The sequence below is a fragment of the Arthrobacter sp. Leaf337 genome (assembly GCF_001423745.1).
Taxonomy (GTDB): domain Bacteria; phylum Actinomycetota; class Actinomycetes; order Actinomycetales; family Micrococcaceae; genus Arthrobacter.
Map to the genome: position 1 here is coordinate 1 of NZ_LMPC01000026.1, position 15,165 is coordinate 15,165.

General features: G+C 65.1%; 11 protein-coding genes and 2 pseudogenes. 6 read left to right on the top strand and 7 right to left on the bottom strand.

The genetic code is table 11. The features are described from left to right. From ASF98_RS16240 to ASF98_RS16265, 6 genes and pseudogenes are all read right to left on the bottom strand, one after another. Positions 1 to 1,141 (bottom strand): annotated as a pseudogene (locus tag ASF98_RS16240) (Ig-like domain-containing protein); the annotation flags it as partial. 8 nt (positions 1,142 to 1,149) lie between these two features. Beyond that, a pseudogene (locus ASF98_RS16245) lies at positions 1,150 to 1,458 on the bottom strand (hypothetical protein); the annotation flags it as partial. A 166-nt stretch (positions 1,459 to 1,624) separates the two neighbouring features. Beyond that, the gene (locus ASF98_RS16250; RefSeq protein ID WP_156372450.1) at positions 1,625 to 2,935 is read right to left on the bottom strand and encodes an adenylate/guanylate cyclase domain-containing protein; all 1,311 of its coding nucleotides are present in this window, start codon (positions 2,933 to 2,935) and stop codon (positions 1,625 to 1,627) included. A gap of 55 nt (positions 2,936 to 2,990) precedes the next feature. Further along, a complete protein-coding gene (locus tag ASF98_RS16255; protein ID WP_055803798.1) occupies positions 2,991 to 3,617 on the bottom strand; it encodes a PH domain-containing protein in 627 nt (208 codons plus the stop codon). Next, on the bottom strand, positions 3,610 to 4,578 hold the full coding sequence (locus tag ASF98_RS16260) for a biotin--[acetyl-CoA-carboxylase] ligase (RefSeq protein ID WP_235506046.1): 969 nt from the start codon (positions 4,576 to 4,578) through the stop codon (positions 3,610 to 3,612). The genes ASF98_RS16255 and ASF98_RS16260 overlap by 8 nt, the downstream gene beginning before the upstream one ends. Before the next feature lie 50 nt (positions 4,579 to 4,628). Next, complete coding sequence (locus ASF98_RS16265) at positions 4,629 to 5,519, bottom strand: SDR family oxidoreductase (RefSeq protein WP_055803801.1); 891 nt, start codon at positions 5,517 to 5,519, stop codon at positions 4,629 to 4,631. A gap of 206 nt (positions 5,520 to 5,725) precedes the next feature. Between ASF98_RS16265 and ASF98_RS16270 the strand changes: the two genes are divergently transcribed. The 4 genes from ASF98_RS16270 to ASF98_RS16285 all read left to right on the top strand — a co-directional run bounded on the left by ASF98_RS16270 (position 5,726) and on the right by ASF98_RS16285 (position 11,058). After that, complete coding sequence (locus tag ASF98_RS16270) at positions 5,726 to 7,309, top strand: acyl-CoA carboxylase subunit beta (RefSeq protein ID WP_055803804.1); 1,584 nt, start codon at positions 5,726 to 5,728, stop codon at positions 7,307 to 7,309. Beyond that, positions 7,306 to 7,581, top strand: a complete 276-nt coding sequence (locus ASF98_RS16275) for an acyl-CoA carboxylase subunit epsilon (protein ID WP_442854042.1) — start codon at positions 7,306 to 7,308, stop codon at positions 7,579 to 7,581. The genes ASF98_RS16270 and ASF98_RS16275 overlap by 4 nt, the downstream gene beginning before the upstream one ends. Before the next feature lie 98 nt (positions 7,582 to 7,679). Continuing rightward, entirely contained in the window at positions 7,680 to 9,365 is a 1,686-nt protein-coding gene (locus ASF98_RS16280; protein WP_055803805.1) for a DUF885 domain-containing protein, read from the top strand. A 256-nt stretch (positions 9,366 to 9,621) separates the two neighbouring features. After that, positions 9,622 to 11,058: a dicarboxylate/amino acid:cation symporter gene (locus ASF98_RS16285; protein ID WP_055803808.1), complete on the top strand. Its 1,437-nt coding sequence runs from the start codon at positions 9,622 to 9,624 to the stop codon at positions 11,056 to 11,058. A gap of 99 nt (positions 11,059 to 11,157) precedes the next feature. Here the strand turns inward: ASF98_RS16285 and ASF98_RS16290 are convergent, their stop codons facing one another. Then, complete coding sequence (locus tag ASF98_RS16290) at positions 11,158 to 11,709, bottom strand: hypothetical protein (protein WP_055803811.1); 552 nt, start codon at positions 11,707 to 11,709, stop codon at positions 11,158 to 11,160. Between the two features lie 171 nt (positions 11,710 to 11,880). Between ASF98_RS16290 and ASF98_RS16295 the strand changes: the two genes are divergently transcribed. After that, positions 11,881 to 12,579, top strand: a complete 699-nt coding sequence (locus ASF98_RS16295; protein WP_442854043.1) for a TetR/AcrR family transcriptional regulator — start codon at positions 11,881 to 11,883, stop codon at positions 12,577 to 12,579. Position 12,580: 1 nt separating this feature from the next. Beyond that, entirely contained in the window at positions 12,581 to 15,112 is a 2,532-nt protein-coding gene (locus tag ASF98_RS16300; RefSeq protein WP_055803813.1) for an MMPL family transporter, read from the top strand. Positions 15,113 to 15,165 lie beyond the last annotated feature (53 nt).

Genomic DNA, 15,165 nt, shown 5'->3' on the forward strand with positions numbered 1-15,165 from the left:
GGCGGGATGACGTCGTCCCAGTTGGGCGGGATGACGTCGTCCCAGTTGTTGACCAGCTGCATGTTCTGGTTGACCAGCCACACATTGCCCGAGTTCACATCGTTCAGCACCACCAGGTCCCGGTTCACCCGGAACACATACGACGGCGACGCACTCGCCTTGGGCACCTCCACGTTCTTATCATCGGCATCATTCACGCAGTCCCGGACATACTTGTTCGCCCCCGACCACGCCGCATGGACACACCCGCCCAGCTGCACCGGAGCCGCCGGCACACCCTCACCATCAAAGGACACCGTCTTCGCCGTCGACCCGTCCAACGGCTGCTTCAACAACGCCTTCCGCGTCGCCACCGCCACCACATCCGACTCCGGACCCGACTGCTGCAGCTTCGCCTCCTGCGCATCCGCCACATCCAGCGCACGCCCGCCCGGCAGGAACAGCTTCCCCCGCCCGGCATCCAGCACCACCGGCTGSTCCCCCACCACAGCCAGCTGCAGATCCCCGGCACCCTTCAGCCCGTCCCACGTACCGGACTCGGTCGACGCCACCGCACCGTTGGCATCAACAGCCGTCACCGTCACCGCACCGGTCTTCGGATCCGCACTGTAAATCCGGTTATCCGCACCAACAGCGGACACCAGGCCCTCCGAACCGGCCAACACCGGCTCCGTGGACTCCTCGTCAAAACCGTTGACAGTGGACGGCGAAAGCGCCCACACCTTGCCCTTGGCCGGGTCCGTCACCGAAATAACCTCGGAACCAAAACTCACATCAGCCGCACCCGGCAACTGCTTATCCCCGCCCAACTGCATATTCGCCGGAGACACCTGATTCAGCGTCGAACCCGTCTCATCATCGACAAAAACGTCACCGGAATTCTGCAGGATATCGAAAGTCGTACTCGCCGGGGTCACCGCACCATCCAGCACACGGGACGGATAATTCAAMCGGCCAACAGCATTCCTGGCCTTACTGACCACCCACACACCGCCGTCGTTCAATTCCACCTCAGTGGTCTTAAACCCCGGATAAATCACCGCACCCGCCACCAACGCAGCACCGGCCACCGCAAAAACCGTGCCCGAAACCAACTTCCTGCGGCGTCCCTGAGACCCAGCTTGCCGAACAGAGTTGTCACCAGTTTTCCTCATCATCGACAAAAACGTCACCGGAATTCTGCAGGATATCGAAAGTCGTACTCGCCGGGGTCACCGCACCATCCAGCACACGGGACGGATAATTCAAMCGGCCAACAGCATTCCTGGCCTTACTGACCACCCACACACCGCCGTCGTTCAATTCCACCTCAGTGGTCTTAAACCCCGGATAAATCACCGCACCCGCCACCAACGCAGCACCGGCCACCGCAAAAACCGTGCCGCGGAGGATCCTGGTACGCCGGTGGTTCGGCGTCCGTTCCGGTTTGGGCGTCACGGATCGAAGTAGCCGTTTCATTGCCAGATTTCCCCCACAAAAATGCATTCCGGGCATGCTAAGGCCCCATAGAGCGACATACGGGGACAGTCCGACTATGTCATAAGACCATCGATTTGAGAAACCAGCCCCCGCCGTCCGCTAATGCGGGAGTCCGGCGGACGCGGGCGGAACGGGCTTGTGGATTTCAGTCCAGGACGAGTCCCCGGCCACTGCCGCGCTGCAGCAGGACGGGGTGTATTTCACCGAAGCCACGCACCTCTTCGGCTGCCTGCGGGACCAATACAAACCGTTCGTCGTGTTCCAGCGCGGCGGCCGTCATCGAATCGACCAGAACGGTGCCCGGATCCGCCAGTGCAGTCAGCCGCGCGGCAAGGTTGACGGTGGGACCGTAGATGTCGCCCAGCCGCGACAGGATCCTCCCCCACACCATGGCCACCCTGGCCTGGGGCAGGATCTCATCCTCGGTAAAGGCCTGGCACAGGGCGAGGGAAATTTCGGCGCCCGCTGCCGGCGTCTCGGCAATATAGAGGACTTCATCCCCCACGGTTTTCACCAGCCGGCCGCCGCCGACCGAAATGATCTCGGCGCATTTGTTCTCAAAACGCTGTACCAGTTGAGCCAGCGTCTTCTCGTTCATGCGTCGCGAAAGGCTGGTGTACGAAACCAGGTCCGCAAATCCTACGGCCCGCGCCAGTGGCAGCGGTGCGTCATCCTCATCGCCCTCGCGGCCCTCTTCACTGGCCTGCAGCCCGGCCTCTGCCCGCACGGCGAGGCGCTGGACCCCGGCGTTGAGCTGCCTGCGCCAGGAGTAAACCAGCATTTCCTCGAGCGCGTCCACCAGGGACGGCAGCTGGTTGACCAGCCGCTTGCGGGCTACGGCGTCCGACACACCCTGCCGGTGCACCATGTCCTCCACGAGGGCTTCGATTTGCCAGACCACCATGCGGTCGGTCATTTGCCCGATGGCCCGGGTAACGGAAATAGCCGCTTCCTCGGTGAGCTTCCCCGCCCGGACCAGGTCAACCACGGTGGACAATGCAGCCTGGTCGCGTTCGGTGAAGGCAACATCCTCGTCGCCAAGGTTGGGAAAGCCCAGGGCGCGCCACAGCTTGCGGGCGGACAGCAGCGACAGCCCGGCACCGGCAGCCACCTCACGGCGGCGCAGCTTGCGCTCACCGCCGAGGAGCCTGGCCTCCAGCGCCTTCGCGGCGAGCCGTTCGGCAGAAAGGGTTCCCGTGGGAGTGGCTTCATTCGAGGATGATCCCGGCAGAGGAGGATCGTACTGGGCAGGGTCGTGGGGTATTGGCTGGTGGGCGGCTGCCGGGGTGCCGGCGGGGTCGCCGGGCACGGACGTCTCAAGCACCGGCGCCTCCAGTGAAACGGGCGGCTCCAAGGAAACCGGCGCCTCCAGTGAAACCGGGTCCAAGGTGGCCGTTTCCAGGACAGCGGCTTCGAGGGTGGCGGTCTCCACTACGGCGTCCGGCGGAGAGGGCAGCTCAGACGGCTCTGCCTGGTCGACGGTTCCGGCGTTGTCCACGGGTCCGGCATTCTCAGCGCTCATCTCTTCCACCTTCTCTCGTATCCCACGTCTCTCCCCTATCCCACGGCCGGTATCGCGGCATGTCCCCGGCGATGTCCTGCGCCCGGTCTGACTCGTAGATCACTCCGGGCGGCAGTTCATCGATGGCATCGAGCACAAAGTTCCGGAACTTCGCAGCCTCCGGAACGTCCGGGATGACCGATTCGGCACCGTGTCCGGTATCCAACGATATATTCCCGGAACGCAATATGCGCTGCCACAATGACTGACTGACGCCGACATGATGCACCGCCGCGAGCGGGATCTGCATGTCCCGCCTGCGCAACATACCGTAACGGGCAATTATCCGTCGGCTCGTCAGCACGTACTGCGTAGCGTGCCACCTGAGCAGCCGCGGCAGGCAGTATCCCAACAGTATCCACGCAACTCCGCCGACGCACACTGCGACAAGCCAAATAGTCCATTCTTCGGAGATCAGCGGAACGAGCCTGGCCGGCTCGCCCCTGACGATCCATGCGCTGGCGAAGGCGCCGAAAGCGGGTCCAGCGATGAACAGCAGCCCCGGGAAAAAGAGCTTCCGGGGCTGCGGCCGGGTAACAGTGATGACCTGTTCACCCGGCAGGAGCTCTTTACGCATATCCGCTTTCCGCGGTGCCGGTTCCCGTATCGGTTCCGGTACCGGGCGGGGTCCAGGGGCGGAGATGGACGACGTCGCCGGCCGTCACCACGTGCTCGTGCTTGCCGGCGTCCACCACGAGGAGGGAGCCGTATTCGTCCAGGCGGGAAGCGTGGCCGATGATCTCGTGGTCGCCGGGCAACTGTGCGCGCACCTGCTTGCCGAGGGTGGACATCACGGATTCCACGCGCTTGTGCAGCGACGGTCCGCCGGCCATCCCGGCGGCGGGGTCGCCGTCGGCATTGCAGAAATTGCGGTACAGGGCGGCAAAGCGCGACAGGTAGCTCTTGAGCAGCGCGGTCCGGTCAACTGTCCGAGCATTTTCCAGCAGCACGGACGTAGCCGTGGGGACGGGGAGCTCCTCGGCAGTCAGGGTCACATTGAGCCCGGTGCCCAGGATCACAGGCGGAACAGTGCCGTCCCCCATCGGTCCCAGCTGAGCCAGGATGCCCGCAATTTTCCGCCCGCGCACCATGACGTCATTGGGCCACTTGATCTCTGCCGGGATCCCTGCCGTCTCCAGGAGGGCCTCGCGGAGGGCAAGGGCGGCGAGCAGGGAGAACCACGAGTAGCTGTGGGTGGGCAGCGGCCGTCCTTCGGCGTTCACCGGCCGGAGCACGATTGACACGGACACGGAGCTGAGCGGCGGCGCCTCCCAGTGCCGGTCCAGGCGGCCGCGGGCCGCGGTCTGGTGCTCGGCGGTAAGGACGGACAGGTCCGGCCAGGCGCGGGGATCCACGGTCACTCCCTGCAGGAGGTCCGCATTGGTGGAACCTGTTGAGTTCACCACGGTGAGCTGCGCTATGCCGTTGGCAGCCAGGAAATCCTCATTGCCCAGTTCGTTCCTGTTGAGTCCTACGCGGGCAGCGGGAGACTGCGGGGTGATCGGGTCCTGGCCGTCGGCAGGCTGTGGGGCGTCCATAGTTGAATCCTACCGAGTTGGTGCCGCGCCGGCGGCGGGAGGACGGGTTCTCAGAGGAAAATGTCAGGGACCAGCCGGTCCTCCGGGGCGCCAAGGCTGTACGGCGAAAAGTCGGTTACCCCGGCTGCGGCGAGCACTTGTTCGTCCGTATAGAAGTTGCCGCTCCGCCTGCCCGCCCCGCCTGCCAGGTTGCTTCCCGTCAGCACGGCATGTGCCGCATCCGCCATGATCTCCGGTCCGCGGGCTGCCTTGACCATGTTCTCGCCCCCGGGCATGTTCCGGATGGCAGCCGTATCGATCAGCGTGCAGGGCCAGAGCGAGTTGACGTTGATGCCGTCCCCCTTGAGCTCCTCGGCCAGGCCGAGGGTGGTGAGGCTCATTCCGTATTTGGCCATGGTGTAGGCAAGGTGCATGCCCGCCCACTTGGGATCCAGGTTCAGCGGCGGTGAGAGGGTCAGGATGCTGGCGTCTGCTGAGCGTCGAAGTGCCGGCAGGGCCAGCTTGGAGAGCAGGAAGGTTCCCCGGACGTTGATGTCCTGCATGAGGTCGTAGCGCTTCATGTCCACGGCGTCGGTCTTCGACAGATCGATCGCAGAGGCGTTGTTGATCACGATGTCGATCCCGCCAAACCGTTCGACGGCGGCGGCAACCGCCCCGGCGACGTCGTCGTCATTGCGGACGTCGCCGACGATCGGGAGCGCCTGGCCGCCCGCTGCTTCCAGTTGTTCCGCGGCGGTGAAGACCGTGCCCTCGAGTTTTGCGTGCGGCTGGCCGGTCTTGGCCATCAGCACGATGTTGGCGCCGTCGCGCGCGGCGCGGAGCGCTATGGCGAGGCCGATGCCGCGGCTGCCGCCCGACATCAAAATGGTGCGTCCCTGAAGGGAACCGGCGGCCTGATACGGCCCTGCGGCGGTGCCCGAAGCATCGTTGCTTGAAGTCATAAGGACACTCTAGCCGAAGTATGTTACTGGTGAGTAACATAACGGTCAGCGTCACCCGACGGCAGAAAATTGTAGGTTTTCTACAGCGGTCCCGGCCAATAGCGTCACTAGACTAGCCAACAGGGTCCTGCTTTTGTGCGGAAGCTACTTAAGCGCCGTTGCGACACAGGGCCAGCGACCATCAGCTACAGAGCCGGAGACACTTGATGAGCCACGATCTGACAACGACTGCGGGAAAGATTGCAGACTTCCGCGACCGCCAGGCGCGTGCCGAGCAGCCATCCGGCCCCGAGGCCATCGAAAAGCAGCACGCCCGCGGCAAGAACACGGCACGCGAGCGCATTGACCTCCTCCTGGATGAGGGATCGTTTGTGGAGTTCGACGCACTGGCCGTCCACCGCTCCACGGCCTTCGGCATGGAGAAGAAGAAGCCCCTGGGTGACGGACTGGTGTCCGGTTACGGCACGGTGGACGGCCGCCCCGTGGCCGTGTACAGCCAGGACTTCTCGGTCTACGGCGGCTCGCTCAGCCAGGTCAACGGCGAGAAGATCGTCAAGGTGCAGGAATTCGCGCTGCGCAACGGCTGCCCCGTGGTTGGCATCCTTGACGGCGGCGGCGCCCGCATCCAGGAAGGCGTGGCCTCCCTGGCCATGTTCGCGGACATCTTCCGCAACAACGTGCACGCTTCCGGAGTCGTCCCCCAGATTTCCCTCATCATGGGCCCCTCCGCCGGCGGCGCGGCCTACTCCCCCGCCCTGACCGACTATGTGGTCATGGTGGATAAGACCTCGCACATGTTCATCACCGGACCGGACGTGATCAAGACCGTCACGGGCGAGGACGTCGACATGGAGACTTTGGGCGGGGCGCGGCAGCACAACGCCACCACGGGCACGTCCACGTACCTGGCGTCGGACGAGGCGGACGCCGTCGAGTTTGTTCGTGAACTCCTGGACTTCCTCCCCTCCAACAACCTGGCCGAGGCTCCGGTCCTGGAGCACCAGCAGGACCTGGAAATCGACGACGATGACCTCGCCCTGGACACGCTCATTCCGGATTCCGCCAACCAGCCCTACGACATGCGCAAGGTCGTTGAGCAGATCGTGGATGACGGGCACTTCCTGGAGATGCAGGCCCTCTACGCACCCAACGTAATGATCGGTTACGGCCGCATCGAGGGGCACACCGTCGGCATCGTGGCCAACCAGCCCATGCAGTTCGCCGGCACCCTGGACATCTCGGCATCGGAAAAGGCCGCTCGCTTCGTCCGGCACTGCGATGCCTTCAACATCCCCATCATCACGCTGGTGGACGTACCGGGCTTCCTGCCGGGCAAGGACCAGGAATTCCAGGGCATCATCCGCCGTGGCGCCAAGCTCCTGTACGCCTACGCCGAAGCCACCGTCCCCAAGCTCACGGTCATCACCCGCAAGGCCTACGGCGGAGCGTACATCGTGATGGGTTCCAAGAAGCTCGGCGCAGACCTGAACATGGCCTGGCCCACGGCCCAGATCGGCGTCATGGGGGCTCAGGGCGCCGTCAACATCCTGTACCGCCGCGAACTTGCTGCGGTGGCGGAGGCCGGCGGCGACGTCGAGGCCAAGCGCGCAGAGGTCATCCGGCAGTACGAGGAGGAACTCCTCAACCCGTACCAGGCCGCCCAGCTCGGGTACGTGGACGCCGTCATCGCGCCGTCCGAGACCCGGGTGCAGATCATCAAGGGCCTGCGTGCCCTGCGGGACAAGCGCGCCAGCCTTCCCGCCAAGAAGCACGGGAACATTCCGCTGTGATCCCGGACGTGGAGCCTGCCGCGCACCCTGCCGTTTCCCCGGCCGGGAACGAACCGGCGCCTGAAACGGCAGCCGAGGAGCCGTTGTTCTCCGTGGTCAAGGGCCAACCGACCGACGTGGAACTCGCGGCGCTCACTGCCGTCGTACTGTCCCTCGGCAATGCCGAGCCCGAGGGCGATGCGAAGCCCAGCGTCCGCCACTGGGTGCGGCGGCAGCAGCTGCGGCTGGCCCCCACCCCGGGGCCGGGTGCGTGGAAGCGAAGCCGCGGCTAAGTCCGGGTCCGCCGCATAACCGCAGCGGGCCGGGAACTGACACACCGAAAAGTTCAGTGAGTCTTTCATAACTGGGATCGCCCCGTTAGTCTCGTGGGGTGACTACCGAAACCGCAGCCTCAGCGCGCCCCCACACAGCCATCGACGCCGTCGCAGACGCCTACACGGACACCCTGATCAGGCTTAACCCCAGCTTCGCCACCACGCTCGGGGTGCCCGGCCACGAAACTGAATTCCAGGACTTCTCGCCTGCGGGCATCGAAGAATTCATCGCGGCGGCGCGGAAGGCACTCGGTGACCTCGACGGCCTGGAGCCCGTGGACGACGTGGACGCCGTCACGTTCGACGCCATGCGGGAACGGCTGGGGCTGCAGCTGGAAATCCACGAATCCGGGTGGGATGCCGCGGACCTGAACAACATCTCCTCGCCGGCACAGGACATCCGGGCCATCTTTGACCTGATGCCCACCGATTCCGTGGAGCACTGGGAGCACATCGCCGGCCGCGCCCACAGCGTCCCTGGCGCGATCGACGGCTACATCGAGTCCCTGCGCCACGCCAGGGAACAGGGCAAGGTCTCCGCCTCCCGGCAGGTGTCCATCGTCGTCGAGCAGGCCACCAAATACGCCGCCGAGGACGGCTTCTTCGCCAAGATGGCCGCAGGCGCGAAGACCGCGGACGGCCCGCTTTCCCCGGAACTGCAGGCAAAGCTCGACGACGGCGCCTCGGCGGCCCGCGCGGCGTACCTCAAGCTGGCGGATTTCCTGTCCGCCGAACTGCTGCCCTTGGCACCGGCCAAGGACGCAGTGGGCCGGGACCGGTATGCGCTGGCATCCCGGGCCTTCCTCGGCGCGACGGTGGACCTCGACGAGACCTACGCCTGGGGCGTCCAGGAACTGGAACGGCTCATCGCGGAACAGGAGCGAGTGGCCAACGAGATCCGTCCCGGCGCGTCGGTGGCGGAAGCCAAGGAAATCCTGAACAGTGATCCCGCCCGCCAGCTCAAAGGTACCGACGCCCTCAAAGCCTGGATGCAGGGCCTCTCGGACAAGGCTGTGGCGGATCTGGCCGGCGTGCACTTTGAGATCCCGGACATCATGAAGACGCTCGAATGCCTGATCGCCCCCACCGACGAAGGCGGCATCTACTACACCGGACCTTCGGACGACTTCAGCAGGCCGGGCCGGATGTGGTGGTCCGTCCCCGCTGGCGAGGACACCTTCACCACCTGGGCCGAAACCACCACGGTGTTCCACGAAGGCGTACCCGGACACCACCTCCAGATCGCCACGGCCATCTACCGCCGGGAGCTGCTTAACAAGTGGCGCCGCAACGTCTGCTGGACCTCCGGCCACGGCGAAGGTTGGGCGCTGTACGCCGAGCAACTGATGCAGGAACTGGGCTACCTCAAGGACCCGGGCGACCACATGGGCATGCTGGACATGCAGCGCATGCGGGCGGCGAGGGTGGTGTTCGATATCGGTGTGCACCTGGAGCTGGAGGTGCCGGAACGCTGGGGCAGCGGTATCTGGACGCCGGACAAAGGCTACGACTTCCTGAAGCAGAACCTGGCGATCAGCGAAGGCCAGCTCAACTTCGAATTCGCCCGCTACCTCGGGTGGCCGGGCCAGGCTCCGTCCTACAAGGTGGGCCAGCGCCTCTGGGAGCAGATCCGTTCCGAACTAGAAGCGCGCCCCGGCTTCGATCTGAAGACCTTCCACACCAAGGCACTCAATATCGGATCCGTGGGCCTCGATACGCTCAAGCGGGCGCTGCTGGGGTAAGCCGCAATGCCATCTTTCCGGAGGGACGGACATCCTCGGCGTGCTGCTCCTTCGTCGCTTTGACGCACGCTGCCGGATGCCCGTCCCTCCGGTCACTTCAGCGAGACGTTTGCCACACGGATGCCGGGAATAGCTTCACAAAAGCGCCTAGCTACGCCGTTTTGTAGGGATTTCCTATGCGCGCGCGGAATTTATTCCCGTAACATTTCTCAACATCCGTTCGTGGTGCTAAGAGAACCGGTCCTAGCGTGTTCGGGTGACCACTCAAACCAGCACCCCCTCCCCCGCAGGAAACACCGGTTTCCGGCTGCCCGCATGGGCCGGTTCATTCGGCTTCCAGATCATTGCCGCCCTGATCGTGGGCCTTGGCCTTGGCCTCCTGGCCAAGTACACGGGCAGCACCAAGGCAAACCCCAATGCCCTCGGCGCCACCCTCCAGACGATTGGCTCGAGCTACGTCTCGCTGCTGCAGACCGCCGTGGTTCCCCTTATCTTCACCGCGGTCGTCAGCTCCATCTCGAACCTCCGGCAGGTCTCCAATGCCGCGAAACTGGCATGGAACACGCTGCTGTGGTTCGCCATCACGTCGCTGATCGCGGTGCTGATCGGCATCGGCCTCGGTGTGCTGCTGCAGCCCGGCGCCAGCACCGGCATTACCCAGGAAGCCAAGTACTCGGGCAAATCCGGCGACTGGTGGGCGTTCCTGATCGGCCTCTTCCCCAAGAACTTCCTGGGCCTGGGCGCCAGCTCCACCGTTGCTGAATCAGGCGCCGTGACTACCGCCGTCAGCTTCAACGTCCTGCAGATCCTGGTGATCGCGATCGCCGTCGGCGTGGCCGCACTGAAGGTTGGCAAGGCTGCCGAGCCCTTCCTGAACCTCAACGCGTCAGCCCTCGCCGTCATCCAGAAGGTGCTGTGGTGGATCATCCGCATCGCCCCGCTGGGCACTGTGGGCCTCATCGGCAACGCCGTGGCCGTCTACGGCTGGGACACCATCGGGTCGCTGGGCAAGTTCACCTTTGCCATTTACGTCGGCCTGGCCCTCGTCCTGTTTGTGGTCTACCCGGTGCTGGTCCGCACCCACGGACTGTCTGTCAAGCAGTACTTCTCCGGTGTCTGGCCCGCTGTTCAGCTGGCATTTGTGTCCCGCTCGTCCGTGGGCACCCTGCCGCTGACCCAGCGCGTGACAGAGCGGAGCCTGGGCGTACCCCGCGCCTATGCCTCCTTCGCCGTACCCCTGGGCGCCACCACCAAGATGGACGGCTGCGCCGCGATCTACCCGGCGATCTCCGCGATCTTCGTGGCCCAGTTCTTCGGCATCCAGCTCGACTTCAGCCAGTACCTGCTGATCGCCCTCGTCTCCGTACTGGGTTCCGCGGCGACGGCGGGTACCACCGGCGCCGTCGTGATGCTGACCCTGACGCTCTCCACGCTGGGACTGCCGCTGGCCGGCGTCGGCCTCCTGCTGGCGATCGACCCCATCCTGGACATGGGCCGCACTGCGGTCAATGTGGCCGGGCAGGCGCTGGTCCCCACAATCGTGGCCAAGCGCCAGGGAATCCTGGACGAGGCGCTGTACAACGCTCCGCGCAACGGCGACCCGTTCGCGGATGACTCCGCCACTACAGATCCGACGGCGGCCGCTCCGGCAACTGAACGGGACGAACGCGAGCTGGCGGACGCCAAGGCGTAACCCGCTTCGTCGCCGAAGCGCGAACGTACAGTTGAGGCCTCAAATCCACACGGGTTTTGGGGCCTCAACTGTACGTTCGCGCTGATGTGGCGGGACGTCCTAGTGGCCTCCGCCGCCTATCACGCCGTTCTCCACGGCTTTGGTGACGGCGTCGGCCTCCGCCTGGGTGAGCTTGCCGTCCGCGACTGCCTTATCCAACCGGGTCTTCAGGGCCGCTGCGCGCTCGGACCGTTCCTCTGCGCGCAGCTCCTCAATGGCTGCGGTGACCTTGGATTCGTCAATCCCCAGCGACTCCGCGAGGGACTTGGCGAGGGCTGCTTCCCTGGCAGCACGGTCCGGCTTCTCTCCCTCGGCAGGCCGCGTCGCCGGCTTGTTGGCATCGCGGAACGCCTTCAGCGCCTCGGTGACCTTTGCCTCGTCGACACCGAGCTTGGCGGCGAGCTCCGATGCCTGCACGCCACCTGCGTGCCCGTGACGGCCGCCCTTGTGTCCGCGGTCGTGGCCGTCGGTGTTGGCATCGGCCGATGCGCTGGCTGACGGAGTGGGGGTCGGAGTGGTGGCCGCCGACGCAATTCCGCTGACGCCGATCCCGGCCCCGACAACCAGGGCAGCGGCGCCCAGGCCGAGGCCCAACTTCTTTCTGCTTGTCATGGCACGTCTCCTCGATCTGCCGCAGCATCGCGGCTGCTTCTGGTGGCAGGTACAGTACGCCTACCTTCCCTAAGGCTCCCGCACCTACATAAGAATGAGCTGTAAGGAAGCTGTGAATCTGAGTTGCCGAAAAACTTGCACAGAGTGTAAAAATGCACGTAGTGTAATGCCGTGCCCGCCACCCAGAATGCTCCAGCCATCCCGCCGCGCAGCGAAACCGCCGACCCGCCGCCGCCCTCGCGCCGGGAACTCAACAAAGCCGCAACACGCCAGGCCATCACCGATGCCGCCCTGGAGCTTCTGCGCAGCAAGGGGCCGGGGAACTTCACCGTCGAAGACATTGCAGATGCCGCAGCCATCTCCCGGCGCACCTTTTTCAACTACTTCAGCAGCACCGAGGCGGCGCTGGCTTCGGTGACCCACGGCTTCTTGGACAATGCACTGGCACAGTTCCGGCTGAGGCCCGCCGACGAGCCCATCCTTGAGTCGGCGAGGGCTGCCCTGATTCAGTTGGCCGACCCCATGACGGTGGCCCCCATGGCCGAGCTGTACAGCCTGGCGCAGTCCAATCCGCAGCTCAACCGTTCCGAACTTGAAGCGTGGGACCACTGCACCGCGGAAATCATCGACGCAGCCCGCGAACGCTTCGCAAGGACCACGGGCGAGGAGCTCGACGAGCTTTACCTCCGTGCGCTTGCGGGGTCCATCATCTCCTGCGGGAAGGCCGCCATGGACGTCTGGTTTGCCGAGTGCGGCGCGGACCTTTCAGCCACGTCGCTTGCAAGGCTCCGCCAGCTCCTGATCGACGCCATGGGCCTCCTTGGCTCAGGCTTTACGCCCACCGCCAACCTCTCCACAGATCGGCACTGACATGGCCCTCTTCCTATACCGCCTCGGCAAGTTCTCGTACCGCCGCCGCTGGCTGGTCATTTCGCTCTGGCTTGCCGTGCTTGTGGCCGTGGGCGGGTCTGCGGCCGCATTCCACGGCACACTGTCCAACAACTTCCAGATCCCCGGCACCGAAACACAGCAGATGGCGGACAAGCTCAAAAAGGAGCTCCCCTCCTCTTCCGGCGGCTCAGCCAGCGTTGTGTTCGAAGCCAACGACGCCCAGTTCAGCCAGGCCGGAAAAGACGCCGTCACGGCTGCACTGACCAAGCTCAAGACCCTCCCCGATGTCCAGGGCACGGTTGATCCCTTCGCCACCCAGGCGCAGCTGGACAAGGCGGTCGCCGATCTCGCCGCCGGAAGGGAGCAGTCCGCGGCCGGCAAGGCCCGGCTGGACCAGGCCGCTGCCGAGCTTGCCGCCGGAAAAGCACAGCTGGGAGCAGCAGAACAGCAGATGACGGCCGCCGGTTTGCCGGCCGCCGCGATCGAGGCACAACTCGGCCAGCAGAAGGCTGCCCTCGCCGAAGGCCAGGCAAAGCTCGACGCCGGCAGCAGGGAACTGGAAGCGGGCGAAGCCAAGCTTGCGCTTGGCGCCCGCCGGCTGGAGGCTTCGAAGGGGCTCCGCTTCGTCTCCGAGGACGGCAAAGCCGCGATCGCCCAGGTCCAGTTCAGGACCTCCATCAACGGCCTGACGCCCGATGTCCGCCAGCAAGTCCAGGACATCGTGAAGGAGGTCTCGGCCGCCAACGTCACTGCCCTGCCCAGCAAGGAAATCAGCGAGGACATCTCCGAGCTCTTTGGCACCGCTGAGATCATCGGCATCGCGGTTGCGGCCCTGGTCCTGGTCGTCATGCTTGGAACCCTGATCGCCGCCGGACTTCCGCTGCTGATGGCCGTCGTCGGCGTCGCCGTCGGTGTGGGCGGAACGATCGCCCTGAGCGGTGCCACGGAAATGAGTTCCATCTCCCCCATGCTGGCGCTGATGCTCGGCCTGGCAGTGGGAATCGACTATTCGCTGTTCATTGTCAACCGGCACCGCAGCCAGTTGCTGACCGGCATGGATGCTGAAGAATCCGTAGCCCTGGCCACGGGCACTTCCGGCAACGCGGTAATGTTCGCCGGACTGACCGTCATCATCGCGCTGGCTGCCCTGGTGGTCCCCGGGCTTCCATTCCTGGCCGTTATGGGTCTCTCGGCGGCCGCCACGGTGGCTGTCGCCGTCGTCGTTGCCTTGACCCTGACGCCCGCTGTTCTCTCCCTGGTTGGCCGGAAACTGATCTCCAAGCGGACATGGGCCAAGGCGGAAAAGCACAACGCCGCTCCGGGGCACGAAACTGAGGACCGCACCAGGGACGAATACCGCAGCAGCCACGGCTGGGGCGGCATGGTCACCAACCACCCGTGGCTGGCGTTGCTGGCTGGCGCGGTCCTGCTCGGTGTGGTGGCGCTGCCCGCGAGCCAGCTCAGGCTTGCTTTGCCGGATGCCAGCTCAGAGCCGGTCGCCTCGCAGGCCTTCAAGGCCTATGACGTCACCAAGCGGAGCTTCGGCGAGGGCATGACCGGCCCGATCATTGTGGTGGGCGACCTCCCCGAGGGACTCAGCGACGCCGAGGCGCAGGCCAAGCAGTTCGATGTCGCGGACATCCTGCGCGAGACCGGAAATGTCACCGCCGCCGTGCCGCTGGCACTGAGTGAGGACCGCCGCACAGCGGTGTTCCAAGTGATCCCGAACGAAGGCCCGGCCAGCGCAAGCACCGTCCAGGTTGTCTCCGAGCTTCGCGCCGAGAAGGGCCAGATCAAGGACTCCACCGGCGTCAGCATCGGACTCACCGGACAGACCGCCGGCAACGTTGACGTATCCACCAAACTCGGTGACGCACTGCCGCCGTATCTGGCGATCGTGGTTGGCCTCTCCTTGATACTGCTGCTGCTGGTGTTCCGCTCCATCTGGGTGCCGCTGCTGGCCACCGGAGGCTTCCTGCTCTCGCTCGCCGCAGCGTTCGGCGCGGTCGTCGCCGTCTACCAGTGGGGCTGGCTCGGTGCGGTGTTCGGCGTCGAAAATCCCGGTGCTGTGCTGAGCTTCCTGCCGATCATCCTGATCGGCGTGCTGTTCGGACTGGCCATGGACTACCAGGTGTTCATCACCTCCGGCATGCGGGAATCGTTCATGCACGGGGAATCGGCCAAACACGCGGTCCGCTCGGGCTTCAGCCACGCCGCCGCGGTGGTCACAGCCGCCGCGATCATCATGGTCAGCGTGTTCTCCGGCTTCATTTTCTCGCACCTGAACATGGTCCGGCCGCTTGGCTTCGCTATGGCCTTCGGCGTGCTGATTGATGCCTTCGTGGTCCGCATGACGATCGTTCCGGCCGTGATGTACCTGCTCGGCGAAAAGGCATGGTGGCTGCCGCGCTGGCTCGACCGCATCCTGCCGGATGTGGATGTAGAGGGAGCGAAGCTCCGCAAGCCGGCGCCGGCCGCCGAGGTGGAACCGGAAGAAGTCGGAGCACGCTGACGGGCCTCTTCTAGTCCGCACGGGTTCCAGTCCCAGATGGGCCGCCCGCTGAT